Source organism: Pantoea sp. B550 (assembly GCF_024158165.1).
In the GTDB taxonomy this organism is placed as follows: domain Bacteria; phylum Pseudomonadota; class Gammaproteobacteria; order Enterobacterales; family Enterobacteriaceae; genus Pantoea; species Pantoea alfalfae.
Window position 1 is genome coordinate 3,708,941 of record NZ_JAMYXI010000003.1, and the last position, 23,487, is coordinate 3,732,427.

Genomic DNA, 23,487 nt, shown 5'->3' on the forward strand with positions numbered 1-23,487 from the left:
ATCGATTATCCGTGACCGATGAGCCAGAGTGCGGCGGTAACGCACAGCACAAACAGAGAGAGATCAAACAGGGTGGGATGCCAGACATCGCCGGAGTAGATCCAGCCGCGCACCAGCGGGTGAATCAGCAGCCAGAAAAAGAAGCCGAGCAGTACCGCTTTAAATATCGGCGGGAAAAAAAGCGAGGCGCCCACGACCAGATCGGTTAGCGGTTTCGCACCTGAAAAAGCAGGAGTGAGCACGTGATAACATCCTTCGTTAACCCAAACGGCAGACTGAACGCGCTGCCGCGTAATCGTAGCCTGGTCCGGGATTTGTAATTTGTCCTGTAAACTCGCAGAATAGTGTAAAATCTGGCTTGATAGCTAGCAAGCTAATTATAAGGAGATGAAATGGATACGCCCCTCGGAACGGATTTATCTCGCCTGGTGCGCATCTGGCGCGCGTTGATTGATCAGCGGCTCAAGCCGCTTGAGCTGACTCAGACTCACTGGGTGACGTTGCATAATATTCATCAACTGCCGCCCGAACAGTCGCAGATTCAGTTAGCCAAGGCGATTGGTATTGAACAGCCTTCTCTGGTGCGGACGCTGGATCAGCTGGAAGAGAAAGGACTGATTACCCGGTCGACCTGCGCCAACGATCGTCGTGCCAAGCGCATTAAGCTCACGCAGCAGGCTGAGCCGATTATCGAACAGGTTGAGAGTGTGATTGATGAGACGCGGGATGACATTCTGTCCGGCATCAGTCGGGAAGAGATCAGTCAGATGGTGACGCTGATCGCCCGGCTTGAGAAAAACATTCTCGAACTTCAGCACAAAGAGAAATAAAAAAACCGACGCCTGCGCGTCGGTTTTTTGTTTTGCAGCCTTAGCGAGGTGAAACCGTCACCTGGCTGCCGTTGGACGCCATCGCTACACGCTGGCCAACGGAGTAACGTGAGGCAGCCTGCTTCTGAACCACCATGATGGTGTTGCCATCATCCTTGCGGATTTCCAGCTCAACGCCATCGGCTTTATTGACTGCGCCCTGTACGCCCTGGCCTGCTACGCCGCCCAGCACCGCACCACCGGCTGTCGCCAGGCTACGTCCGGTACCGCCACCAATGGTGTTACCCAGGAAGCCACCCAGTACCGCACCACCGATTGCACCGATGACGTTGCTCTCATCACCGCCCTGGATTTTCACCGGACGCACAGAGACCAGAGTACCGTACGACACGCTCTGCACCTGCTTCGCTTCACTGGCACTGTAGGTATCACCCGACAGCGTACTGGTATTGCTACAACCTGCCAGCATCGCACCGGCCAGAGCGACCACAATTACACGCTTAATCATTTGAAACTCCTTTAGTCGAGAAGGCGCCACGTTTATCGCTGTATCCTGCACACAGTATAAGACACAAAACTGGCAAATTAATCCCTGTCCGAATAAAACACGGTTGGACGAAGCATAGACTATGTAAGATCAACAATAATTCAATCGTCGTTTAAAAATAGTCCCGTAACGTAACTGGTTAGCACGATCGGATAAAAAGAATTTAATCATAGAATTAGCGATCATTATTTGTCAGGCTAGCCGCAGATGAATCGCACTTCCCGCCGGAAGTAAGGAATGGTTATGAAATCAGGACGCTTTATCGGGGTAATGTCAGGCACCAGCCTGGATGGCGTGGATGTGGTGCTGGCCGCCATTGATGGGAATATGGTGGCGCAGCAGGCGAGTTACTGCCATCCGATGCCATCTGCACTGCGTCAGGCCATTCTGGGGATTTGCCAGGGACAATCCCTGACGCTGTCACAGCTCGGTCAGCTTGATACCCGCCTCGGCCAGCTGTTTGCAGAAGCCGTGGTGACATTAATGAAGCGCGAGTCGCTGGATGCCAGCGATATCACGGCGATTGGCTGTCATGGTCAGACCGTCTGGCATGAGCCCCAGAGTGACGCGCCGAATACGCTGCAGATTGGTGACAATAACCAGATTGTCGCGGCAACCGGCGTCACCGTGGTGGGCGATTTCCGCCGTCGTGATATGGCGCTGGGCGGGCAGGGCGCGCCGCTGGTGCCCGCTTTTCATCAGGCGCTGCTGATGGATGCCACGGAACGCCGCATGGTGCTGAATATTGGTGGCATCGCCAATCTCTCGCTGCTGATCCCGGGACAGGCGGTACGCGGCTTCGATACCGGTCCCGGCAATATGCTGCTGGACGCCTGGATCTGGCGGAATCAGGGACAGCCGTATGACAAAGATGCGCAGTGGGCGCGCAGCGGCTCGGTGATCCCGGCACTGCTGGAGGCGCTGTTACGTGAACCCTGGTTTGCGTTGCCGCCGCCGAAGAGTACCGGGCGCGAACACTTCAACCTGGGCTGGCTGGAGCAGCATCTGCGCTATTTCCCGGGTCTGGCACCGCAGGATGTGCAGGCCACGCTGGTGGAGCTGACCGCCATCACCATCACACAGCAGGTGTTACTCAATGATGGCTGCGATCGTCTGCTGGTGTGCGGCGGCGGCAGTCGCAATCCACTGCTGATGGCGCGGCTGGCGGCGCACCTTCCCGGAACGGAAGTGGCGACCACCGATGCGGCGGGTATCAGTGGTGATGACATGGAAGCGCTGGCGTTTGCCTGGCTGGCATTTCGCACGCTCTCCGGCCTGCCGGGCAATCTGCCTGCGGTGACAGGCGCACGGGAGAAAAGCGTAATTGGCGCAATCTATCCGGCTAACGCTCTCTATCGACGCTAAGCAGGAGTACGGGGGCAAGTTCTGCCCCCTGATGTTACAGGCGGCCGTCAGGCGGCGCCGGAGAGATGCGTCAGATTACGAACCCCGGTGATCACCGTGGCAACCATGGTTTCACGTCGGGTAATCACCTCAACCTGATAAAACCGGCTGCGGTAGGCGATGGAATAGATGATGGGATGGTACTTATTACCTTCTCCGTAGCGGGCGTAGTGCGCTTCGAGCGCACGGGTCGCTGCCAGGATATGGGAGGGTTCTTTATCACCGCGGATGATTTGCTTCATTCAGTTCCTCAAATGCTGTCCCTGGAGTCACGTCGCACGTAATGGCGCGTAGCGCTGGCCTAACACTGAACATCTGACTGCTAAACATTTAATCACTGATGGGGGTTATGACTGACTGTGACGCAGGAAGATGACAGAAAGATGATCCTCCGACGCTGTTAATTATTTAGCAGCAGCCGGATGATCCAGCAAGGCAGGGAAGCGTAAATTCATCCAAATCGCAGGGGTTAAATCAGCTCCGGCCAGGCGACGGCCGCAACGCCATTCAGTTCAGGCCTAGAGAACAGGAAGCCCTGAAACTGGGTCACGCCCGCGGCTTCAAGCCACATCCACTCTTCCGGTTGTTCTATGCCTTCGGCGATAACGCCAATCTCCAGTGAGGCGCAGCATTTCAGAATGGCATGAATGATTGCCTGTTTGGGCCCACTTTTATGCACGTCAGAGATGATGGCGCGGTCGATCTTAATCTTGTCGGGCTGAATGCGGGTCAGCAGCGACAGCCCGGCAAAACCGGCACCGAAATCATCCAGCGCCAGGCTGATGCCGGCTGCTTTCAGCTGCCTGATGGCGGCTTCAAATGCCTCCGGCTGCGAGATGATTTCATTCTCGGTAAACTCAACCATGACCTGCTCTGGCACCAGTCCCTGGGCCGCAATCTCATTCAGCAAAAAGGGGACGGCGTCGGGCACTTCCACCAGGGTCATCGGCAACAGATTAATCGACAGGGTCATCCCCTTAATCTCCAGCTTCTTCGCCTGAGCAAAGGCGATCTTTTTTGACCGAAGATCGACCTGATAAAGCTCTTCGCGTGTCAGTCGGGCAAAATAGTCGAGCGGCGATTCTCCCTGCGGACCGCGCAGCAGTGCTTCCAGCGAAACGATCTCGCAGGCGAAGGGATCAACAATAGGCTGAAACGCAAAGCTGACTTCATTCGTAGCCACCAGCGCCGCATCGCCTTCGCGCTGCTCTGTCTCGTTACGAATAAACGTCCAGCCGCTGGCGGCAGGGATCTCGAAATAGTTCTCTTTTTCGCGCGCTTCAACAAAGGTGCGCAGGAACTGCAGTGCGCGATCGGCATAGGTCATCTGATATTTCGTGGTGCATTTTTCCAGCACTGACTCCAGCACGGTTTCCTGATCGTGGAGCCGCAGATCGAAGAGCTCCATACCAACATGACCAAAACGTCGCGCCGGGGCGTAATCGCGCAGCAGTTCGACCAGATTATGGTGGCGCGGATCCTGGCAAATCCGGCTATAGACCGCCTTTACTGCCGCCTCCGGACCCTCCAGAAGCTGGAAAAAATGCGTGCCATTGAACAGTAAAATTCCGGTGACATTGGACGATTTGTTGATTTTATTTGCTTTCCGCGCCAAATCATTCAGGGTCTCGAGCTGCACATTTTCAGTGAGGTGGCTGCGATAGATGATTGTCGACAACATAAAGGTTTCCCGACTTTTTTATTTTTTTGTTAAGGCACTTTACCAGAAGCTTCTCCTGGGGAAAACGAGGGCCAGTATGACTTTCTTATTCTTACGCTATTATTTTAATCAACTGGCGGCGTGGTATCGCCGGTTCCCAAAGAACGTTGCATGAAAACGGTATCCAGCCAGCGGCCCTGTTTGAAACCCACCGAACGCAGGATGCCTGTCATCTCAAAACCTGCTGCCTGATGCACGGCAATCGACCCCTGGTTCTCGCTGTCGCCCACGTTGGCGATCATCTGACGAAACCCTGCCTGCTCAGCCCAGGCAATGGCATGCTCTAACAGACGTGAGCCGGCACCACGCTTCTGAAAGCCGGGATCGATATAAATCGAGTCTTCCAGCGTATGCCGGTAGGCGTAGCGCGGGCGATAAGGTGCCAGATAGCAAAATCCACGTACGTCGCCGTCGCTGACAGCAATGAACCACGGCAGCCCCGCCTGTTGAATCTTACGCATTCGCTCGCCCATCTCTGCAGCGTCAGGGGGCACGGTCTCAAATGAGCCGGTGCCGTTAAGGACATGCCAGGCGTAGATCTGCTGAATCGCCGGGATATGGCGTTCATCTGCATCAAAAATTTCCATCATGGGGTTTTGCCCTTATCGTCTGCACCTGTTGGAAAACAACGGTATAGCGGGCGCTCATAGCGCGCAATGTAATTCTCGTGCGCATTAGCAATTTTATTATGGGCGCTTCCTCCAGGACTATTCCTGGCGAAAAAGAGAGACTCATTCCTGCCGGTTGAGTCCCGCTACTGAATGGCGGTTAAGCCTATTCTGAAAACAGCGTTAGCCGGATGATTCATGCCGTGGTTAAGGCTATTATCTGTGCCGTTCCGATAGGGTTAATAATTCACGGGAGGCGCAGCGTGATGCGATTTGTTGATTTTCTGAATAGTAAGCAGGGGCTGCGTGCAGCACGAAATCACTGCTTCGAATTAAATGGGGTCGTGCTGGGCCATTTCACAGCGTTATTCCTGCAGGATAATCAGATTATTTTCACCAAAGATGGTAAGCAGTGTGCGGTGCCATATTATCTGGGGCCCGATGAAGATTTGCTTCAGCAGAAGGTCAATCCACGAATTAAAAATATCCGCGCGATCTGAAAAGCGTCGGTGCTGCCTTTATCCGTTTAATTATAAAGTGACATGGTTATTCCTGATGAGCCGGACAGTTCTGTTTTACGCTGTCTGGCAAATAATATAACCAGTTAACTCCCCGGCTTTATGCTGCTTTTAATTATTAACGTCTTATTTATCTGATGCGTTACTATTCTGCGACGGTGTAATAAACAGCAGGAGCAGGGCACTGAGTGCAAACAGCGTTAATGCCGTAATGGCACCCAGCGCGGCGTAAAGCTGACCAAACAGCAGCGATCCTGCGACCTGACCAGCTGCCAGCATAAAAAAAAGGATACCGACGCCTGTCGCGGGCTCTTCAGCTGTGGCCTGTGCTCCCCACACCAGCAACACGCCCGACAGCGTGACGTAACCTGCGCCGCAGCAGGCCACCGCAATCAGTAAACCGGCAGATTCACCGTGACTGAAGGCCAGAACCAGCAGTGGCAATGCCATTCCGCACAATGACAGCCGGTAAACCGCGTTCAGCCCGATACGGGCAGCGACCGGGCCGGTTGCGGCACCCACAATGCCTGCACCTCCGGCAACCAGCCAGAGTAAACGGGCGGTCTCTGCATCAACGCCGACATGCTGGCGCAGCAGCGCCGACCCAAAGCTCCACCAGGCCGCACTGACAAGACCCGACATCAACGCTATGCCCATCAGCCGCCGCATCGCGCGACGGTAAAGACGCTGGTACCAGCGGGTGACGCGGGCGGCGCGACCAGCCCCATGAACCGACAGCACGCGCATCACCGGCAGCAGACAGGCCAGTGACAGCAGGGCGAACAGCAGGCAGGCGGCCCACCATCCGCCAGGCAGCACGCTCAGGATCACCACGGTCAGAATGATACCTGCGCTGGTGCCAGCGTTGATCAGGGTATTGATGCGCGGCTGATCGGCAACCGCAATCCGGTTACTGACTGCCGCGGCCAGAGCGGGCGATGCCAGCCCTGAACTCAATCCTGCAACAAACAGTCCTGTCGCCAGCAGTAGTGGTGAGGAGGCACAGGCGAGCAGCAGCAGCCCTGATGCTGCACTCAGGGCCGCCAGCAGCGCGGTCTGTCGGGCACCATAGCGGTCTGCCAGTGCGGCTGCGGTGAGAATAGTGAGGCAGTAGGCCACAAAGCTGCAGGCTGACAATAATCCCGCCTGCTGCGGGCTGAACGGAATATCTGCTGAAATCGAAGGCAGCATTAACCCCCACGAGAAGCGCGCCATGCCGTAAGTCACAGCAATCAGGCTAAAGCCTGTCAGCGCCAGCGTGGCGGGTGACCTCATCAGACCGCACCACTCTGCAATAACTGGCTGGCGACCTGTTCCGCCTGCCGCACAGCGTCAGGACCGGTAATCAGCGCTGTGGTAATCGCCCCCTCAAAGAGTATCCAGATGGCATCACTCAGCTGCTGATTAACGCCGCCGCGCAGATGCGTCACGCATTGCGTAATGTAAGCACGCATCGTGGCGCGAAAGGTCAGTGCCTGCGATGCCAGCTCACTATCCCGCTCGGCATACTCTCCCCAGGCTTTCAGAAAGAAGCAGCCACGCGCGCCGTTTACTACCGTCCACTCATTCAGCACTGCAAACAGATGCGCGATTGCCTCAGGCTGTTGCGCTGGCAACAGTTCCGCCATAAAGCGCTGCTCGCGGGCGTCAAGCACCGCGGCGGTAAGTGCTTCGCGAGAGGCGAAATGATGATAAAGCGTGCGTGTTGAGACGCCCGCTTCGCGACAGAGTTGATCGGTACTGGTGGCGTGGAAGCCATGGGTATAGAAGAGCCGCTCGGCGGCCTGAAGAATATCGTCTCTCTTTTTCATTCCTTAAAAGTAAACCGATCGTTTTACTTTTTCAAGCCAGTTACGGTTAATTACTCCCGCCGGTATTGATAAACCCCTGACTCTGCCTGTATCAGCGCTTCGCTAAAAGAGAGGCGCTCTGCCGCTTTCACACTTTTTCAGCCTCAGTTTATCAATACTCATAAGTACCCCTGCGGCGAGTAATATCGTTTGTTGTGGCTCTAATCATAACGGCCGTGACATATCAGGCTGGCTATAGTGAAATTTCAAATAAATGACTGTTTTATAACGATTATTAGGGTTACTGGTTTTTTATTGATGCATTAGAACCCTAAATGAAAGCGGGGCTGTAAAGCGGGGCGGGAAGTTTAAGCGCGCTGAATGACTGAAGCGATAATCGTGGCTGAAAAGGGCATATTCTCAAAGTCGGTTTGAGTGACGCAATAAAGTGGTTTTAGGGATAATTCTCAGTTAGTTTAATAAAGCTTCAGATTACAAATAAAAACTCTTACGAATTTTGGTTCGTTTTTTACGATACATACAGCAACTATCAGGATGACTACCATGCTCAAAGCCAGCTATTATTATCTGTGCCCGCGTCCCATGGGTGGATGGATTTTACACAAAGAAGGTTGCGTAAATCTGTCAAAGAACGATAAACGCGTTTTTATTGGTTCGCTTTATACCCGACAGCAGGCGCTGGCGGTGGCGAAAGTCCATCACGCTAATGCCATATTGTGTAATGCCTGTCTGAGCACCTTTATTTGCCCGACCACAACCAGCACGGCAATTAAACCGGCCCGGGCGGCAACGCCAACCCGCCACACGCCAAAACATTGATTGCTGAAATTAAATGGCAGCAGTAAAAGAGAATAAAAGGAATTAACAGGGCGGGGCGTTCAGAATAAAAAAGGCAGCGTAATACGCTGCCCTGATACTTATGCCTGCTTAGGCTGGCCATTTGAGGCGGTAATTCCGCCATCAACCGGCAGATTGACGCCGGTAATATAACTGGCTTCATCGCTGGCAATAAAGAGAATCGCACGAGCAATATCATCCGCTTCACCGGCACGGCGCAGCGGAATACGATCGTAAAAACGCTCCAGCAGTTCCTGATCCTGTTTGGCATCTTCGGTGAGATCGGTAAAGGTGAATCCGGGACAGATAGCATTGACCCGCACGCCATCCGCACCGTAATCCATCGCCAGCGCACGGGTGAAGTTGGTAATCGCCCCTTTAGCTGCGTTGTAGATGCTCATACCCCAGTCGCCGCCTAAGCCGGAAACGGAGGAAATGTTGACGACGTTACCTTTGCTCTTCAGCAGCGCTGGCATGAAGTAGTGAACACCATGGAAAACGCCGTCGAGGTCAGTTTTCATCAGGGTTTTCCATGCGTCGAGGTCGACTTCATGGATGCGACCCTGAACGATAACGCCCGCATTATTTACCAGCACATCTACACGGCCATACTTCTTCAGCACCGTTTCTGACAGCTGTTTAACCTGTTCGGCTTCTGAGACGTCGCAGGCAGCCACCAGATGATCGCCCGCCGTCATTTCGGCCAGCGTCTCTTCCAGTTTCTGTCGGGTGCGTCCTACCAGCACCACGGATGCCCCTTCTTCAGCAAAGCGCTTTGCGCTGGCTTCGCCAATGCCGGATCCGGCACCTGTCACAACCACAACCTTCTGTGTAAATCTGGACATTATGCCTCCTTATCAGCATCAATTCTTACTGTTAACAACCGGTTAAGCCTGGCAACGATCTGCAAAAAAACAAGCGCAGCGCGAAATGCGCTGCGCCTGATGCCTGATTTTTAACCTGTTCAGTGACTAGGGACGTCTGAACAGGGCAAAGCTGCGTCCTTCCAGCTCGAAATCCTTCTCTTTGGTGATCACCAGTCCCCGCTTTGTCACGTCGCTGGTGGTCAGCTCCAGCACCCAGCCGCCTTCGCCAAACTGTGGAATGCGGAAGGGCACATTGCCTTCGAACGGATTAAGCAGCATCAGGACGTCATGCCAGATGCCTTCCTCGGTCTGCAGATCCGGCCGGCCGATATAGACGCCCAGCGTTGAGCCTTCATCCCACTGCTCACTCTGCTGGAAGCCGCCACCGGCGTTAAACCACTTGATATCCATGCCGTCGCGCCAGTTTTCACGGCGCAGCAACGGTTGCTGAGCACGCAATGTCAGGATCTGACGGGTGAACTCGCGCAGCGCCTCGGCAGATTCCGGCAGGTTATCCCAGTGTACCCAGGAGATTTCGCTGTCCTGGCAGTAGCCGTTGTTGTTGCCCATCTGGCTGCGGCCAAACTCGTCGCCTGCCAGCAGCATCGGCGTGCCGTGGGAGAAGATCAGCGTGGCGAGGAAGTTGCGTTTCTGTCGCTCGCGCACCGCGTTAATGCCTTCGTCATCGGTCGGGCCTTCAACGCCATAGTTGTAAGAGCGGTTGTCGTTGTGGCCATCGTTGTTGTCTTCACCATTCTCATCGTTATGTTTGTCGTTGTACGACACCAGATCGTTTAGCGTGAAGCCGTCGTGCGCGGTGATAAAGTTGACGCTGGCCCATGGACGCCGACCATGCTGATCGTAGAGATCGCCGGAACCCAGCAGGCGGGCAGCAAAGTCTGTGGAGACGTTGTTGCCTTTCCAGTAGTCACGCACCGTATCGCGATACTGATCGTTCCATTCTGCCCAGCCTGGCGGGAAGCTGCCCACCTGATAGCCGCCCGGACCGATATCCCAGGGTTCACCAATCAGCTTTTTCTGCGACAGGATCGGGTCCTGCATGATGGCATCGAAGAAGCCGCCGCGCGGGTCAAAGCCATCCGGTTCGCGCCCCAGAATCGTACCGAGGTCGAAACGGAAACCGTCGATATGCATCGACTCAGACCAGTAGCGCAGTGAATCGAGCACCATCTGCAGCACACGCGGATGCGAGGTGTTCACGGTGTTGCCGGTGCCGGTGTCGTTGATGTAGTAACGATGCTGGTCGGGCATCGTACGATAATAGGAGAAGTTATCGATGCCTTTAAATGATAGCGTCGGCCCCAGTTCATTGCCCTCGGCGGTGTGGTTGTAGACCACGTCGAGGATGACCTCAATACCGGCATCATGGAAGGCACGCACCATGTCACGGAAGCCCTGAATGCCGCGCGGCCCGAAGTAGCGGGTCGCGGGCGCAAAGAAGCCCAGCGTGTTGTAGCCCCAGAAGTTTTTCAGCCCCTTATCCAGCAGGTGCTGATCGTCCGGGAACCAGTGCACCGGCAGCAGTTCGACCGAGGTAATGCCTAAGCTTTTGATATAGTCAACGGTCGATTTGTGGCTCATGCCGTCAAAGGTGCCGCGCATTTCAGGTGGCAGTGCGGTGTTGAGTTGCGTAAAGCCTTTCACGTGGGTTTCATAGATGACGGTTTTCGGCCACGGCACATTCGGGCGGTTTTTATCCTGCCAGTCGAATTCATCAGGGTCGATCACCCGGCACTTTGGCGTAAACGGCGCGCTGTCGCGGGTGTCGAACGTCAGATCTTTATCGTCATGGTAGAGATCGTACGCGAAGTGCGCCTCGTTCCAGGCGATGTCGCCCGCCAGTTCACGGGCGTACGGGTCGAGCAGCAACTTGTTCGGGTTAAAGCGGTGACCATTTTCCGGGTCATAAGGGCCATAGACGCGATAGCCATAGAGCGCGCCGGGCTTCAGACCTGGAATGTAGCCGTGCCACACTTCATGGGTATATTCCGGTAGCTCCAGCCGGGCAATTTCCGTTTTGCCGCTGGGATCGTACAGACAGAGTTCAACCCGCTCGGCGTGGGCGCTGAACAGGGCGAAGTTCACGCCCTGGCCATCAAAATTGGCCCCCAGCAAATGGCTGTAACCCGCCGTAATTTCAAAACGCTGACTGTTTGACATTTATGCCTCGTTATTCAATGAACAGATTGACGCGTAATAAACAAATTCTTTCTGACTTCACTGTGCCACCAGCACGGCGCACCACTGTGACGCCAGTGCGGTAAGCGGCAGCGGGTCGCCTGCATTGAGGGTTTTACCGCTCAGCACATCCTGATAGCCGCGCTGACCGAGTGCCGCGGGCAGGGCGATATGCGTATCAGCCCAGCGCGCCTCAGACGGCTGATCGAGATTCTCCGGCAATGCGTTAAAAACCCGGCGTGAGACAATCACGATGACCGCCTGATCCTCATGGGTGCGGGCAAAGGCGAGCACGTTATCCTGCTGCGCGCCCTCCGCGGACAGCGGCAGGTAGTCACCGTGGCGGAACAGCGCAGGCTGCTGCTGACGCAGCGTTAACAGCTTTACAATCGCCTGCTGATTGACCTGACCGCGCAGCCAGTGCGTCTCACTGTCATCGTGCTGTGGCGCGTTAAGCATCGCCGCCAGCGCATCAAAGTCGGGTTCGCGGCGGTTATCGGGATCAACCAGGCTGAAGTCCAGCGCCTCGCTGCCCTGATAAATATCGGGTACGCCAGGTGCGGTCAGTTTTACAACGGTCTGGGTAAGGCTGTTGACCAGTCCGGCGCGCATAAAGGGTTGCAGCGACTGACAGAAATCAGTCAGGAAGGTGCTGTTGCCGGGCGCAAGCAGATGACGGGCATAGCTCAGCACCGCCTCTTCATAGTCATCGTTATTGTCGGCCCAGTCGGTGCGCAGTTTGGCTTCACGCATCGCTTTCTCAACATAGACCACAAAGCGGGCTTCCAGCGCCGCCAGACCTTCCGCATCCTGCGGCTGCAGGGTGGTCGGCCAGACGCCGGCCAGCGCTTCATACAGCATCCACTCAACCGCCGGTTCCGGTGCCGGGCCATCTTTCAGGCGTACGACGTGATCCCTGTTCATCTCCCGCCAGCGGCTCACGCACGCCGCCCAGCGCTGTGGCGCTTCGGTCAGGGTATAGAGCCGCGCACGGGCATCTTCACCGCGCTTGGTGTCGTGCGTTGAGGTGCCCGACAGCGCATCGGGTTGATGTTCGCGCCGCGCCTGCATTTCCGCATGGAATTGATCCAGCGAGAAGTGGCGCGCCAGCGGCTCAGCGCCGACTTCATTCAGCGCCAGCGCCATATGCTGGCGGAAGAAGAGGGTGTCCTCGACGGATTTCGCCATCAGCGGACCAGTCAGCTGCTGGAAGCGGGTGCGGAACTGCGTGGCATCGTCACGAGCCGCGTTGCCCACCTCTGCACGCAGAATGCGGGTCAGGAAGTCGAGCGCCTGTGTGTCGGGCGCGTCTTCGCTGGCTTTGACCTGGCTGACCACCTGGTCCAGCAGCGCGGTATCGGCTGGCGTCAGGCCTTCCGGCGTGCCATAGGTGCGGTAAACCGGGAACGCGACCAGCAGCTCACGCAGGGCATTTTTCAGCTCTGCTTCCGGCTGAGTCGTGCCTTCTGCCTCAGCAATCTTCAGTGCCAGTTGCAGTAAGCGGTTAAATTCGCCAGCAAAGTTGCGGTTGGCCATCAGCAGCTTAGCGGCACGCAGCTCCGCTTTCATGTCGACGGTTTTGCCAATCACGGCCTGATAGGCTTTACGCAGTCCGCTCAGGCGATCGCTGTCGACCAGCAGATTAGCGAGTGCAGCCATAAACTCATAACCGGTGGTGCCGGAGACCGGCCACTCGTCCGGCAACTGTTCATTGTCACCAAGAATTTTTTCCACGGTGAGATAGCAGTCGGGACCGGCAGCCTGGCGTAACTGCTCCAGATAGCCGCGCGGATCGGCCAGACCATCCACGTGGTCGACGCGCAATCCCTGCACCGCGCCGCTGTGGACCAGTTCGAGGATCAGCTGATGAGCGGCATCAAAGACAGCCTTGTCTTCCACGCGCACGCCGACCAGACCGGTCACTTCAAAGAAGCGGCGGTAGGAGAGATCGTTGGGTGCGTCGCGCCATGACATCAGTCGCCACGGCTGCTGGTCGTGCAGCTCGGCGATCTCTGCGGCATCGCGCAGGGCGAGTACCGCCTCTTCACGATCCTGCCAGGTCTCAGGTTTCAGCGGATAGAAATTGTCAAAGTAGGCCAGCGCCGGTTTACCGGTCTGCGGATCGCGCTGCACGCTGATATCACCGTTTTCCAGCACCGCCTCAAACGTGTCACCGAGGAACGGCAGCGTCAGGCGGCGTGACCAGTCGATATCGAAATAAGTGGCATAGCGACTCTGTTGGCCATGCTCAATGACGTCGCGCCACCACGGGTTCTCCAGCGAGGCGGCCATATGGTTAGGCACGATGTCGAGGATCAGTTCCAGCCCGGCCGCTTTCAGCGCGGCCACCATGCGGTCAAAACCTTCCCGGCCGCCAATCGACGGCTCAATCTGGTTAACGTCGGTCACGTCATAGCCGTGGGTTGATTCAGCGGTAGCGCTGAAGATCGGCGAGGCATAAAGATGGCTGATGCCCAGCTGTTTCAGGTAGGGCACCAGCGCCGCCGCACGGTCAAAGGTCATGCCATTGCGGAACTGGATGCGGTACGTTGCGGTTGGAATAGTCATTCTGCTTCTCTCTTAGCCAGACGCACCACGATAGCGTTGGGAATCAGTTCGGTTGCGGTCTGCGGCCAGGCAAACAGCGTTTCACCCGGCAAATCCGGGATTGGCTGCGTGCTGTCGCCAACGTTCAGCGCCAGTGATAGCGTGCCCAGCGGGAAGTCCCAGCGCACCGCCAGGAAATCGTCTGCTGTTTTCACTATCTGCCCGGCATCACCACCAGCGGTCTGTAGCAGCGGCACAATATGTTCCTGACGCAGCGCCAGCAGATGACGCGTCAGCGCCAGCCACTGCTGACCTTCAGGCGTTTCTGTACGCGGCCAGTCGAGTTTCGACTGTTCAAAGGTGGTGATATCGTTAGGATCCGGCACGGTTTCGCCGTGACCGGCATGGCCTTCAAACTCGCGGGCGCGACCTTCACGCACCGCTTTAGCCAGATCGCCGTGGAAATCGGTGAAGAACAGGAACGGTCGGGTTTCGCCATACTCTTCGCCCATAAACAGCAGCGGAATGTGTGGCGAGACCAGCAGCATGGCCAGCAGCACCTGCGTCCGCTCTGCACCCGCCAGCGAGACCAGCCTTTCGCCCTGCGCACGGTTGCCCGTCTGGTCATGGTTCTGGATGAAGTCGACAAAGGCGACCGGCGGCTGACTGCTGCTCTTCACGCCGCGCGGCTCACCCGACTGCTTTGAGATTTCGCCCTGATAGACAAAGCCTTCTGCCAGCGCCCGCGCCACCCGCTGCGCCGGCTGGTCAGCGAAATCCTGGTAATAGGCGTGAGTTTCACCGGTTGCCAGCACATGTACGGCGTTGTGGAAGTCATCGTTCCATTCGCCGGTAAACAGCGGAGCGTCTCCGTTTTCGTCGCGCGGATGCAGGAAAGTGACGTTGCGGCAATCTTCCGTGGTGAGATGAATGGGGCGATCGGTAATGGTGGCGCGGATGCGCTCGGCAATCTCAACCAGCACATGCTTTTCGCTCGGGTCATCAATCTGATCGATGGCATCAAAGCGCAGGCCATCCAGATTAAACTCCTGCAGCCAGTAGAGCGGTGCTTCCACGATATAGCGGCGTACTGCATCAACGTCATAGGCGATACCGGCGCCCCACGGCGTCTGCCGCTCTTTATGGAAGAAGTCTGGCGCGAGCAGCGGAAGATAGTTGCCCTCCGGGCCGAAGTGGTTCAGCACGATATCCAGCACCACCGACAGGCCGTGACCGTGCGCCGCATCGATAAAAGCTTTGAAATCATCGGGTGATCCGTAGGCGGCATGCGGTGCATAGAGCAGCACGCCATCGTAGCCCCAGCCGCGATTACCGCCAAACTGCGACACCGGCAGCACTTCAATCATGGTGATGCCGGTCTCAGCCAGCACTGGCAGTTTCTCAATCGCCGCCCGGAAGGTGCCTTCCTGGGTAAAGGTGCCGATGTGCAGTTCATAGACCACTGACTCTGTCCATGGACGACCCTTCCAGCCCATGTTCTGCCACTGATACGCGTCAGGATCGATCACCAGTGAGGGACCGTTGACCTCCGCTTTCTGGGCGCGGGCGGCGGGATCGGGCACTGCCGTGCCATCTGCCAGCACAAAATCATATTCGGCATTCGCCGCCACACCGGCGACCTGGGCTTCAAACCAGCCGTCAGCCTGCGGTGTCATCTCAATGTCTTGACCGGCGAGACGCAGCGTCACGCGTTGCTGACCGGTTGCCCAGAGGCGGAAACGCACCTCGTCACTGGCAACCCGTTCAGCGCCCCAACTTTTAGAAAAAGATTTGGATTCCATTCAGTTGCCTCATTTAGCCTGGAATTACGCGATGGTGACCATCGCGCGAATAGGATGTCGATGACGCAAGCGTCAAAAAATCGTAAAGCTATCAGTGAGACCCGGATGCCAGGTGGGCTGGCGCGCCTCTTCAGCCAGGAAGCTGGACTGGTATTCAGCGTGGTGCGTCGGGAAGGGAAAAGTGAGACCGCTTCCACGCGGCATACAGAGAGTAATCATAGACTAAGATGTTGCAGTCGCAGGGCGGCAGGCGGTTCAGGCGCATTAATTTGCGTTAATTGCCTGGAATCGGCCTCTGACAGGGGGAAATCATGGAAGGCAGGTTCAGAAAACCCTGCCGGATGGCGCGGATTCGCTATAAGCTTAAGCGCGATCGCGCCGGTCACGCGGGAGGACCTGCGACACTGAACATATCAAAAGGATATTACGTGAGGAAACGCGTTCTGTTAGTCACGCTGCTGCTACTGATTTCCGCCTGTTCTAACCGGGTCGGGCACCGGCTGGACAGCCGTAATCTGCAGCAAATTCATGCCGGTCAGACGACTAAAGCCCAGTTGATCGCGCTGTTTGGTCAGCCTGACAGTGAGACGCCTTATCCGGACGGTCAGCGGTTGCTGAAGTGGACCTACAGCGAGGCGCGCACGCTGAACACCACCGAGGGGCAGACGCTGACCGTGCAGATGAAAAATGACAAAGTGCTGAACTATGCACTGAGTAAGAGTTAATGACCTGAGCCTCAGTGAGCTGCTGTGGCGGTGCGGGACTGCCCCAGCAGGTCACCGGTTACGGCATGCCGTTTGGCTCTGCATCCCCGCTGACGGGACGCGGCTGCGCCAGACGGGCGAAATCAGACCCTGCCGGATGCTGGTAAATCTGTAGCTCAAAGTGGCGGGCCATGGCAAAAATATACTCAAAAATCGCCGCCTGGGTATTTTCATAATCGGCCCAGAAAATGGATGAGGTGAAGCAGTAGATCTCCACCGGCAACCCATCCGGCGACGGTTTCAGTGGCCGTACCACGATATACATCTCTTTCTTAATATCATCACGCTGCGCCAGCCAGGCGGTCAGGAATTTACGGAACACCATCAGGTTAGTGATGCCGTTCTCCATAAACCAGCGGTCGCCAACGGCGCTGATATCCCGTCCATCCAGCAGCTCAGTAATTGATTCGCTGGCGATGCGGATCTGGCTCATCGCCTGCAGCATCTCCTGATTTACAAAAGTGATCGATTTCTGATCAAGATAAAAGCTGCGCATGATGCGGCGTGCGCCCGAGGAGAACATCGCCTGCCAGTTGGTATAGGTTTCGGTCAGGAAGTTCTTGGTCGGAATGCGCGAAATGGTGTTATCCCAGTTGCGGATGGTGATGGTATGCAGCGCAATATCGATCACCTCGCCGCTGATATTTCTGTCCGGCATCTCAATCCAGTCACCCAGTTGCAGGACATCGTTGGAGGAGAGCTGGATATTCGCCACCAGCGACAGCAGCGTATGCTGGAAGATCAGCATCAGCACCGCGGCGACCGCACCCAGCGAGGAGATGATAATCGCGGGCGACTTGTTGGACATAATCGCCAGAATCATGATCGCGGCAATAATATGCACCAGGATTTTGCCAATCTGGATATAGCCCTTGATCGAGTGATTCTTGCGCTTCGATTTGCGTGAGTAAGAGTTGTTAACAATCTCCAGCACTTCGTTGAAGAAGATCGAGAGATAGACAAAAAACAGGATGCCGCAGATGGTCTGAATCGCCACTTTCAGGTTTTCAGGCAGGCCCGGCATAAATTGCAGGAAATTGTAGACCACAATCACCGGCACAAAATTTGACAGCTTCTGAGAGAGGCGGACATCTTTATCCAGCGGAACGTCTTTTTTATGACCGCTGAAAAAGACCTTCCTGATCACTTTGACGATGAAAAATTTGCAGATCAGGTGAGTGACCATCCCGGCCATAATCAGCAGCAGCAGGCTGAAGCCGATCGACAGCACCCGGTTTCCCTCAATAAAACTCATCAGACTCTGAATGTAATGCATGTTAACCACGTGCGAAAAATGTAAGGGGCGAATTCAACCACAGCATGGGGTTGCTTGTTAAGCGCGGAATGCGTTCAGGCCCCGTCGCCCCCTTTTTTCAGTGCAGTACGACGGGCTGGCTGCATCCGGCGTGTTGCGGAGAGCAAGCTTCTCAGCGACTGTGCTCAGATAAATGCCTCGCTGGCCGATAACAGCTTTATCTTCTCTGATATGAGTCTGCGGACATGCTTAAAAATCTTAAAATAACTCACGGTATTCTGGCGGTGCTTGCCGTCTTTATTACGTTACTGACCCTGACCGGATTTCTGTTCTACAACGGCGTATCCAAAGCCGACAAAAACTTTGTGGCGGCCGAGCAGTTGACGCTGCAGCAGCAGCACCTGAGTGATGCCGTAAAAACCCTGATAAAAACCCGCGTCACCATCAACCGCGTGGCGATCCGCTTCCTGAAAAATCAGCAGGACCCAAAATCCCTTGCGGCGATGGCTGCGCTGCTAACACAGGCAGGTCAGTCAGCGGAAAAAGCGGATGCAGACTTTAAAGCGTGGCAGGCGATGCCGCGTAAAGCAGGACAGGGCGAAGCCCAGTCAACGCAGGTTCAGACTGCCTATCAGCAGATGCGTGACACCATGCTGGCCTCCATTACCTTTCTGAAGCAGGGCAACTACCCGGCGTATGGCAATCTCGAAGCACAGGCGGCGCAGGACCAGCTCGACACGGCCTATGAAGCCTGGCGTGCGGTGAACATCCAGCTCATGAAAGATACCTCTCTGCACAACCAGCGCAACCTGACCGACGCGCTCTGGGCGCTGCTGACTATCGGCCTGATTACGGCTGTGATTGGTGTGGCAGTCTGGATGGGACTGCAGAAGCTGCTGATTAACCCGCTGGCCAGGCTGACCGCGCATATGCGCGCTATCTCGGCCGGTGATTTAACCTCTGATATTCAGCACGAGGGCCGCAACGAGATGGGCCAGCTGATTCAGGAGCTGCAGCAGATGCGCGATGCGCTGGTGGTCACCATTACCTCGGTCGATGACGCCACCCGCTCGATCTTCACGGGTGCAGCGGAGATTTCCGCCGGCAGCACCGATCTCTCCTCGCGTACCGAACAGCAGGCAGCCGCGCTGGAACAGACTGCCGCCAGCATGGAGCAGCTTACCTCGACGGTGAAACTCAACGCAGACAATGCGCAGCAGGCGACCACGGTGTCGAAAGAGGCATCAGCTACGGCTCTGCAGGGCGGTGAGACCGTTGCCCGGGTGATCGCCAACATGGATCAGATCAGCGAAAGCTCGAATCAGATCGCCGGTATTATCGCCATTATCGACAGTATCGCCTTCCAGACCAATATTCTGGCGCTGAACGCTGCGGTTGAAGCCGCGCGTGCCGGTGAGCAGGGTCGTGGATTTGCAGTGGTAGCGGGTGAAGTGCGCTCGCTGGCCGGACGCAGCGCCAGCGCCGCGCAGGAAATTCGCGGACTGATCGACCGCTCAGCTGAGCGCATCAAAACCGGTGCCGGCCATGCTGCGCAGGCGGGCACCGCGATGGAGAGCATCGTGAAGTCGGTGAGCCGTGTGACGCAGCTGATCGAAGAGATCGCCGCCTCCTCGACGGAACAGACCCGTGGCATTGAGCAGGTCTGCATTGCGGTTTCTGAGATGGATGGCGTGACGCAGCAGAACGCCGCGCTGGTGGAGGAGTCAGCCAGTGCTGCCGCCTCGCTGGAGGAGCAGGCGAGCTACCTGCGTAAAACGGTATCGGTATTTAAAACCGGCACGCTGCATACGGCGTTCTCTGCCGCACCGGTAGCGAAGGCGATTGTTGTGCCAAAACGTCAGCCTGTCGCTGTGATGGATAATGAGAACTGGCAGACCTTCTGATAATGGAACGTCTGACGGATCACCGCACATGCGACAGTGCTCCGGTTTTCAGCATAAAAAAACCGCCCCTGGAGGCGGTTTTTATTCACTCAACGCATCAGGCCGGAACGGACTGTGCCTTCTGGCTACGGGACCAGACGCGGTGCGCTTTCATCGCCTGCGTGAACTCTGACATCAGTGCGCTCTCCGCCGAGTCGCCCTGCACAATACCTTCTTCCTGATCGGCATCTTCCAGACCGAACTGCGCTTTAAAGCGACGCGCGTTACCCACCAGACCAATCACCTTAAGGTGCTTGTAGGCTTCCAGCAGGAAATAACGGGCATCGCCGCTTAACAGCAGGGCATCGATATTGCCATCCGGTACGATGACCGCATCAAAGGTCAGAGAAGGCAGGCCGGCAAAGGTGGCATCAACCGGCAACACAGAGCCGTCATCCGCGCGCACCTGACCCATATGCGGCGCCAGCAGTTTGGCATGCACACCTTCCGCTTTCAGCGCCTGCAAAATCGCCAGCACATCAGCGGCTTTTACACCATCGCTCAGCAGCAGCGCCACCTGACGACCTTTAATCTCACCATCCGGGATAGCGTAAAGGCTCAGGCTGTCATCTTTGGTCAGGCCGTTCACCGCAGCCGGTGGCTGGAGATTGAGCTGCTCATCAGTCAGGGCAAGTCCGAGGTTATCCGCCACGCCCTGCGCCAGTCTGGTATCAATGCGTGCCAGATGATCGACCACACGCTCACGAATATAGGCGCGCGCCACTTTACTCAGCTCAAACGAGTAAGCACCGATGATGTGCTGCTGCTCGACTTCAGTCTGGCTGTTCCAGAACAGGCGCGGCTGGGAATAATATTCGCCGAATGACGGGCTGCGCTCGCGCACTTTGTGGCCCTCAACCCGCTCCTGATAGCTTTCGAAGCCGCCGCCTGTTGCAGCAGGTGGGGTTTCGCGCGGCCAGTTGTCGTTGATTGAGTTCGGCTCGTAGTTTGCCGGATTGGTGTCGATATCCTGACGATGCATGCCCTGACGCTGGAAGTTATGGTACGGGCAGGTCGGTCGGTTGATCGGGATCTCATGGAAGTTCGGTCCGCCCAGACGACTGATCTGCGTGTCGGTATAGGAGAAGAGGCGACCCTGCAGCAGCGGATCGTTGGAGAAATCCAGACCCGGCACGATATGGCCAGGGTGGAACGCCACCTGCTCGGTTTCGGCAAAGAAGTTGTCCGGGTTGCGGTTCAGCACCATCTTGCCGACAATTTCCACCGGCACCAGTGCTTCCGGGATCAGCTTGGTGGCATCCAGAATATCGAAGTCGAATTTGAACTCATCTTCTTCCGGGATCAGCTGCAGGCCCAGCTCATATTCCGGGAAATCACCCGCTTCAATCGCTTCCCACAGATCGCGGCGATGGAAATCGGGATCGCGACCGGTCAGTTTCTGCGACTCGTCCCACAACAGCGAGGCTTTACCCGCCACCGGCTTCCAGTGGAAACGGACAAAGGTCGCTTTGCCTTCGGCGTTAATCAGGCGGAAGGTGTGGATACCGAAGCCTTCCATGGTGCGATAGCTGCGCGGAATGCCGCGGTCAGACATCGCCCAGATGACGTTATGCATGGTTTCCGGCTGCAGAGAGACATAATCCCAGAAGGTATCATGGGCACTCTGGCCCTGCGGGATTTCGTTGTGTGGCTCTGGCTTCACGGCATGCACAAAGTCAGGGAATTTGTGCGCATCCTGAATGAAGAATACCGGCGTGTTGTTGCCGACCAGGTCAAAGACACCCTCTTCGGTGTAGAACTTGGCGGCGAAACCGCGAATATCACGCACGGTATCAGCCGATCCGGCACCGCCCTGAACCGTAGAGAAACGCACGAAAACCGGCGTGGTCTGCTCGGGATCGCTGAGGAACTGCGCTTTGGTCAGATCTTTCAGGGAGCGGTAAGGCTGAAAATAGCCATGTGCGGCAGAGCCACGGGCGTGCACGATGCGCTCCGGGATACGCTCATGGTCAAAGTGCGTGATCTTCTCACGCATAATAAAGTCTTCCAGCAGCGTCGGACCGCGCGAACCGGCACGCAGTGAGTTTTGATCGTTGGCGATGCGTGTGCCCTGGTTGGTTGTAAGGGCGCGGTCGGTGCCGTTTTTACGGCTGGCTTCAAGCTGGTCAAGTTTGGCGTTGTGCGTCTGTGGTGCTTTCAGGCTGCCTGGGGCGGTAGGCTGCTTGCCTGGCGGGGTCGGTTCGGCTGGGGGCTGATGCGAACCATCTTTCGGTGCCAGCGATCCCAGACCCGGCTCTGATGATTCCGGGCCGGTGGTCGGTGCGCGTTCGCTCAGGGGTTTCTTCTCAGTTTCTTTCGACATTAATTCATGCTCCAGCTGTTATTTTACGTTCGGCGACACTAAATATAGAACAACCTGAACAATGCTGAGGTTAATTCGGCCATTTAACTGTAGTGACAGCGCCTTTTTCATCCGACAGCAAAACCGGGCTTATCGCTGACTGCTGATTATCGCTTCGCTTATTTACACCTTGTGCCGTCTGGCTTAGCGGCCTGCCAGCTCGCGCCTGCTGTGCTGGCAACGCGCTTTACAACCCCGTCAGATTGCTCTGCGACAGGAGAAGGCTATGCACCAGAAGATGACTCTGATCATTAAAAAAATTAATAGGGCGACAGGCAGATTTAGGTTGAATTGTGAAATGTTATATCATAACATTTCATCCTGTTACATGAATCGGGGATCGGGCTTTGAAAAATCATGCAGGTAAATGGATAGGAATCGCAGGCACGCTGTTAATTAGTCAGCAGGCGCTGGCACATGGTACGCATGCCCATGGAAAACCGCTGTCAGCGATGGAGCAGAAGGCGGCTGAAGGCATCTTCGCTGACAGCGATGTAAAAGATCGTCCGCTCTCTGACTGGGACGGAATCTGGCAGTCGGTCTATCCGCTGCTGAAAAGTGGCGAGCTGGACCCGGTCTGGCAGAAGAAAGCCCAGCAGGACAACAGTAAAACGGCAGAACAGTACAAGGCCTATTATCGCAAAGGCTACGCCACCGACGTCGATACCATTGGCATCGAAAATGGCGTGATGGAGTTCCATGTCGGCGATAAGATCAGCGCCTGCCACTATCACTATTCAGGGCACAAAATCCTGACCTACACGTCCGGGAAGAAAGGGGTGCGCTATCTGTTCGAGTGTCAGGACGCCAGCAGCACCGCCCCGAAATATGTGCAGTTCAGCGATCACACCATCGGGCCGCGTAAGTCCGCCCATTTCCATATCTTTATGGGTAACGCCTCTCAGCAGGCCCTGCTGGCGGAGATGGACAACTGGCCAACCTATTACCCTTACCAGATGTCGAACGCACAGGTGCTGGATGAGATGCTGCACCACTGAGTGCCGGGGCGGGGGCTGATGGCGTGCTGGTCAGGGCGGGTTTTCATTATTACCTTTCGCCGCCTTTATCCCACCCACACCGGGCGGCGTGAGGCAGGGATGCCGCGCACCACCCGCTGATATGACTCCTCAACCAGCTGCTGAATCAGGCCTGGCGACAGGCCGTCGCCGGGATAAACCGTAATCCAGTGGCGCTTATTCATATGGTAACCGGCGGTAATCGAGGGATAGATCACCCGGTGCAGCTCCGCCTGTTGCGGTTCGCATTTCAGGGTGATAATCGGCACGCCCCGCAGTTCGGTCAGCAGTAAAAACACTTTCCCACACACTTTAAAAACCTGATGTTCCGGCCCGAACGGATAGCCCGATTCGGCGGCGGGCAGCCGTTCAGCTGCGTCGATAGCGATACGCTGGATCGCGTGACCCTGCATAGTCTCTCTCCCTGTCATTATTCACTCTGCCTCTGTGGCCCGCGA

General features: G+C 56.2%; 21 protein-coding genes. 7 read left to right on the forward strand and 14 right to left on the reverse strand.

The genetic code is table 11. The annotated features are described in order from the left end of the window. Positions 1-5 precede the first annotated feature (5 nt). Positions 6-242 carry a DUF1656 domain-containing protein gene (locus NIM72_RS20410; protein ID WP_013357721.1) on the reverse strand — a complete coding sequence of 79 codons (237 nt, stop codon included), beginning with the start codon at positions 240-242 and terminating at the stop codon, positions 6-8. Positions 243-392: 150 nt separating this feature from the next. On the opposite strand from NIM72_RS20410, the gene slyA reads away from it, so the two are divergent. Further along, on the forward strand, positions 393-830 hold the full coding sequence (gene slyA, locus NIM72_RS20415) for a transcriptional regulator SlyA (protein ID WP_010245551.1): 438 nt from the start codon (positions 393-395) through the stop codon (positions 828-830). Positions 831-870: 40 nt separating this feature from the next. Here the strand turns inward: slyA and slyB are convergent, their stop codons facing one another. Beyond that, complete coding sequence (gene slyB, locus NIM72_RS20420; protein ID WP_161732532.1) at positions 871-1,338, reverse strand: outer membrane lipoprotein SlyB; 468 nt, start codon at positions 1,336-1,338, stop codon at positions 871-873. Between the two features lie 282 nt (positions 1,339-1,620). Here slyB and anmK point away from each other — a divergent pair, with 282 nt between their 5' ends. Continuing rightward, positions 1,621-2,742: an anhydro-N-acetylmuramic acid kinase gene (anmK, locus tag NIM72_RS20425; RefSeq protein WP_253422159.1), complete on the forward strand. Its 1,122-nt coding sequence runs from the start codon at positions 1,621-1,623 to the stop codon at positions 2,740-2,742. A 47-nt stretch (positions 2,743-2,789) separates the two neighbouring features. Here the strand turns inward: anmK and NIM72_RS20430 are convergent, their stop codons facing one another. The 3 genes from NIM72_RS20430 to NIM72_RS20440 all read right to left on the reverse strand — a co-directional run bounded on the left by NIM72_RS20430 (position 2,790) and on the right by NIM72_RS20440 (position 5,088). Next, positions 2,790-3,023, reverse strand: coding sequence for a DUF4060 family protein (locus NIM72_RS20430; protein WP_013357724.1), 234 nt, complete (start codon positions 3,021-3,023; stop codon positions 2,790-2,792). A gap of 227 nt (positions 3,024-3,250) precedes the next feature. Beyond that, positions 3,251-4,462 (reverse strand): diguanylate phosphodiesterase, encoded by a 1,212-nt coding sequence (locus NIM72_RS20435; protein WP_222924099.1) that lies wholly within the window; start codon positions 4,460-4,462, stop codon positions 3,251-3,253. Positions 4,463-4,566: 104 nt separating this feature from the next. Further along, positions 4,567-5,088, reverse strand: coding sequence for a GNAT family N-acetyltransferase (locus NIM72_RS20440; protein ID WP_161732561.1), 522 nt, complete (start codon positions 5,086-5,088; stop codon positions 4,567-4,569). 224 nt (positions 5,089-5,312) lie between these two features. Between NIM72_RS20440 and NIM72_RS20445 the strand changes: the two genes are divergently transcribed. Continuing rightward, positions 5,313-5,609 carry a hypothetical protein gene (locus NIM72_RS20445; RefSeq protein ID WP_237566675.1) on the forward strand — a complete coding sequence of 99 codons (297 nt, stop codon included), beginning with the start codon at positions 5,313-5,315 and terminating at the stop codon, positions 5,607-5,609. A 144-nt stretch (positions 5,610-5,753) separates the two neighbouring features. On the opposite strand, the gene NIM72_RS20450 is transcribed toward NIM72_RS20445, so the two are convergent. Next, the gene (locus NIM72_RS20450; RefSeq protein WP_253421757.1) at positions 5,754-6,902 is read right to left on the reverse strand and encodes an MFS transporter; all 1,149 of its coding nucleotides are present in this window, start codon (positions 6,900-6,902) and stop codon (positions 5,754-5,756) included. Continuing rightward, entirely contained in the window at positions 6,902-7,438 is a 537-nt protein-coding gene (locus NIM72_RS20455; protein ID WP_222924097.1) for a TetR/AcrR family transcriptional regulator, read from the reverse strand. Before NIM72_RS20455 ends, NIM72_RS20450 begins: the two co-directional genes overlap by 1 nt. Positions 7,439-7,981: 543 nt before the next feature. On the opposite strand from NIM72_RS20455, the gene NIM72_RS20460 reads away from it, so the two are divergent. Continuing rightward, the gene (locus tag NIM72_RS20460; RefSeq protein ID WP_033732518.1) at positions 7,982-8,257 is read left to right on the forward strand and encodes a hypothetical protein; all 276 of its coding nucleotides are present in this window, start codon (positions 7,982-7,984) and stop codon (positions 8,255-8,257) included. A 98-nt stretch (positions 8,258-8,355) separates the two neighbouring features. Here the strand turns inward: NIM72_RS20460 and NIM72_RS20465 are convergent, their stop codons facing one another. The 4 genes from NIM72_RS20465 to treZ form a co-directional block, all read right to left on the reverse strand. Continuing rightward, complete coding sequence (locus NIM72_RS20465; RefSeq protein ID WP_150038030.1) at positions 8,356-9,120, reverse strand: SDR family NAD(P)-dependent oxidoreductase; 765 nt, start codon at positions 9,118-9,120, stop codon at positions 8,356-8,358. 126 nt (positions 9,121-9,246) lie between these two features. Then, positions 9,247-11,322 carry a glycogen debranching protein GlgX gene (gene glgX / locus NIM72_RS20470; protein WP_161732524.1) on the reverse strand — a complete coding sequence of 692 codons (2,076 nt, stop codon included), beginning with the start codon at positions 11,320-11,322 and terminating at the stop codon, positions 9,247-9,249. Between the two features lie 57 nt (positions 11,323-11,379). Then, the gene (gene treY, locus NIM72_RS20475) at positions 11,380-13,908 is read right to left on the reverse strand and encodes a malto-oligosyltrehalose synthase (RefSeq protein WP_253421760.1); all 2,529 of its coding nucleotides are present in this window, start codon (positions 13,906-13,908) and stop codon (positions 11,380-11,382) included. Further along, positions 13,905-15,689 carry a malto-oligosyltrehalose trehalohydrolase gene (gene treZ / locus NIM72_RS20480; RefSeq protein ID WP_222924093.1) on the reverse strand — a complete coding sequence of 595 codons (1,785 nt, stop codon included), beginning with the start codon at positions 15,687-15,689 and terminating at the stop codon, positions 13,905-13,907. Before treZ ends, treY begins: the two co-directional genes overlap by 4 nt. 428 nt (positions 15,690-16,117) lie before the next feature. Between treZ and NIM72_RS20485 the strand changes: the two genes are divergently transcribed. Then, complete coding sequence (locus NIM72_RS20485; RefSeq protein ID WP_161732518.1) at positions 16,118-16,414, forward strand: hypothetical protein; 297 nt, start codon at positions 16,118-16,120, stop codon at positions 16,412-16,414. Between the two features lie 58 nt (positions 16,415-16,472). Here NIM72_RS20485 and NIM72_RS20490 read toward each other — a convergent pair whose 3' ends face one another. Beyond that, positions 16,473-17,729, reverse strand: coding sequence for a mechanosensitive ion channel family protein (locus tag NIM72_RS20490; RefSeq protein WP_161732516.1), 1,257 nt, complete (start codon positions 17,727-17,729; stop codon positions 16,473-16,475). A 224-nt stretch (positions 17,730-17,953) separates the two neighbouring features. Here NIM72_RS20490 and NIM72_RS20495 point away from each other — a divergent pair, with 224 nt between their 5' ends. Then, positions 17,954-19,612 carry a methyl-accepting chemotaxis protein gene (locus NIM72_RS20495; protein WP_253421762.1) on the forward strand — a complete coding sequence of 553 codons (1,659 nt, stop codon included), beginning with the start codon at positions 17,954-17,956 and terminating at the stop codon, positions 19,610-19,612. 97 nt (positions 19,613-19,709) lie between these two features. Here the strand turns inward: NIM72_RS20495 and katE are convergent, their stop codons facing one another. Then, a complete protein-coding gene (katE, locus tag NIM72_RS20500; protein WP_253421774.1) occupies positions 19,710-21,974 on the reverse strand; it encodes a catalase HPII in 2,265 nt (754 codons plus the stop codon). Positions 21,975-22,360: 386 nt separating this feature from the next. On the opposite strand from katE, the gene zinT reads away from it, so the two are divergent. Further along, positions 22,361-23,011, forward strand: coding sequence for a metal-binding protein ZinT (zinT, locus tag NIM72_RS20505; protein ID WP_222924090.1), 651 nt, complete (start codon positions 22,361-22,363; stop codon positions 23,009-23,011). Positions 23,012-23,076: 65 nt separating this feature from the next. Here zinT and NIM72_RS20510 read toward each other — a convergent pair whose 3' ends face one another. Next, positions 23,077-23,442 carry an MmcQ/YjbR family DNA-binding protein gene (locus NIM72_RS20510; RefSeq protein ID WP_150012898.1) on the reverse strand — a complete coding sequence of 122 codons (366 nt, stop codon included), beginning with the start codon at positions 23,440-23,442 and terminating at the stop codon, positions 23,077-23,079. Between the last annotated feature and the right edge of the window lie 45 nt (positions 23,443-23,487).

What these genes read in the sequence shown, in the direction of transcription:
- slyA (WP_010245551.1), top strand. Translation starts at nt 393, where the DNA reads ATGGATACGCCCCTCGGAACGGATTTATCTCGCCTGGTGCGCATCTGG.
- slyB (WP_161732532.1), bottom strand. Translation starts at nt 1,338, where the DNA reads ATGATTAAGCGTGTAATTGTGGTCGCTCTGGCCGGTGCGATGCTGGCA.
- anmK (WP_253422159.1), top strand. Translation starts at nt 1,621, where the DNA reads ATGAAATCAGGACGCTTTATCGGGGTAATGTCAGGCACCAGCCTGGAT.
- NIM72_RS20430 (WP_013357724.1), bottom strand. Translation starts at nt 3,023, where the DNA reads ATGAAGCAAATCATCCGCGGTGATAAAGAACCCTCCCATATCCTGGCA.
- NIM72_RS20435 (WP_222924099.1), bottom strand. Translation starts at nt 4,462, where the DNA reads ATGTTGTCGACAATCATCTATCGCAGCCACCTCACTGAAAATGTGCAG.
- NIM72_RS20440 (WP_161732561.1), bottom strand. Translation starts at nt 5,088, where the DNA reads ATGGAAATTTTTGATGCAGATGAACGCCATATCCCGGCGATTCAGCAG.
- NIM72_RS20450 (WP_253421757.1), bottom strand. Translation starts at nt 6,902, where the DNA reads ATGAGGTCACCCGCCACGCTGGCGCTGACAGGCTTTAGCCTGATTGCT.
- NIM72_RS20455 (WP_222924097.1), bottom strand. Translation starts at nt 7,438, where the DNA reads ATGAAAAAGAGAGACGATATTCTTCAGGCCGCCGAGCGGCTCTTCTAT.
- NIM72_RS20460 (WP_033732518.1), top strand. Translation starts at nt 7,982, where the DNA reads ATGCTCAAAGCCAGCTATTATTATCTGTGCCCGCGTCCCATGGGTGGA.
- NIM72_RS20465 (WP_150038030.1), bottom strand. Translation starts at nt 9,120, where the DNA reads ATGTCCAGATTTACACAGAAGGTTGTGGTTGTGACAGGTGCCGGATCC.
- glgX (WP_161732524.1), bottom strand. Translation starts at nt 11,322, where the DNA reads ATGTCAAACAGTCAGCGTTTTGAAATTACGGCGGGTTACAGCCATTTG.
- treY (WP_253421760.1), bottom strand. Translation starts at nt 13,908, where the DNA reads ATGACTATTCCAACCGCAACGTACCGCATCCAGTTCCGCAATGGCATG.
- treZ (WP_222924093.1), bottom strand. Translation starts at nt 15,689, where the DNA reads ATGGAATCCAAATCTTTTTCTAAAAGTTGGGGCGCTGAACGGGTTGCC.
- NIM72_RS20490 (WP_161732516.1), bottom strand. Translation starts at nt 17,729, where the DNA reads ATGCATTACATTCAGAGTCTGATGAGTTTTATTGAGGGAAACCGGGTG.
- NIM72_RS20495 (WP_253421762.1), top strand. Translation starts at nt 17,954, where the DNA reads ATGCTTAAAAATCTTAAAATAACTCACGGTATTCTGGCGGTGCTTGCC.
- katE (WP_253421774.1), bottom strand. Translation starts at nt 21,974, where the DNA reads ATGTCGAAAGAAACTGAGAAGAAACCCCTGAGCGAACGCGCACCGACC.
- NIM72_RS20510 (WP_150012898.1), bottom strand. Translation starts at nt 23,442, where the DNA reads ATGCAGGGTCACGCGATCCAGCGTATCGCTATCGACGCAGCTGAACGG.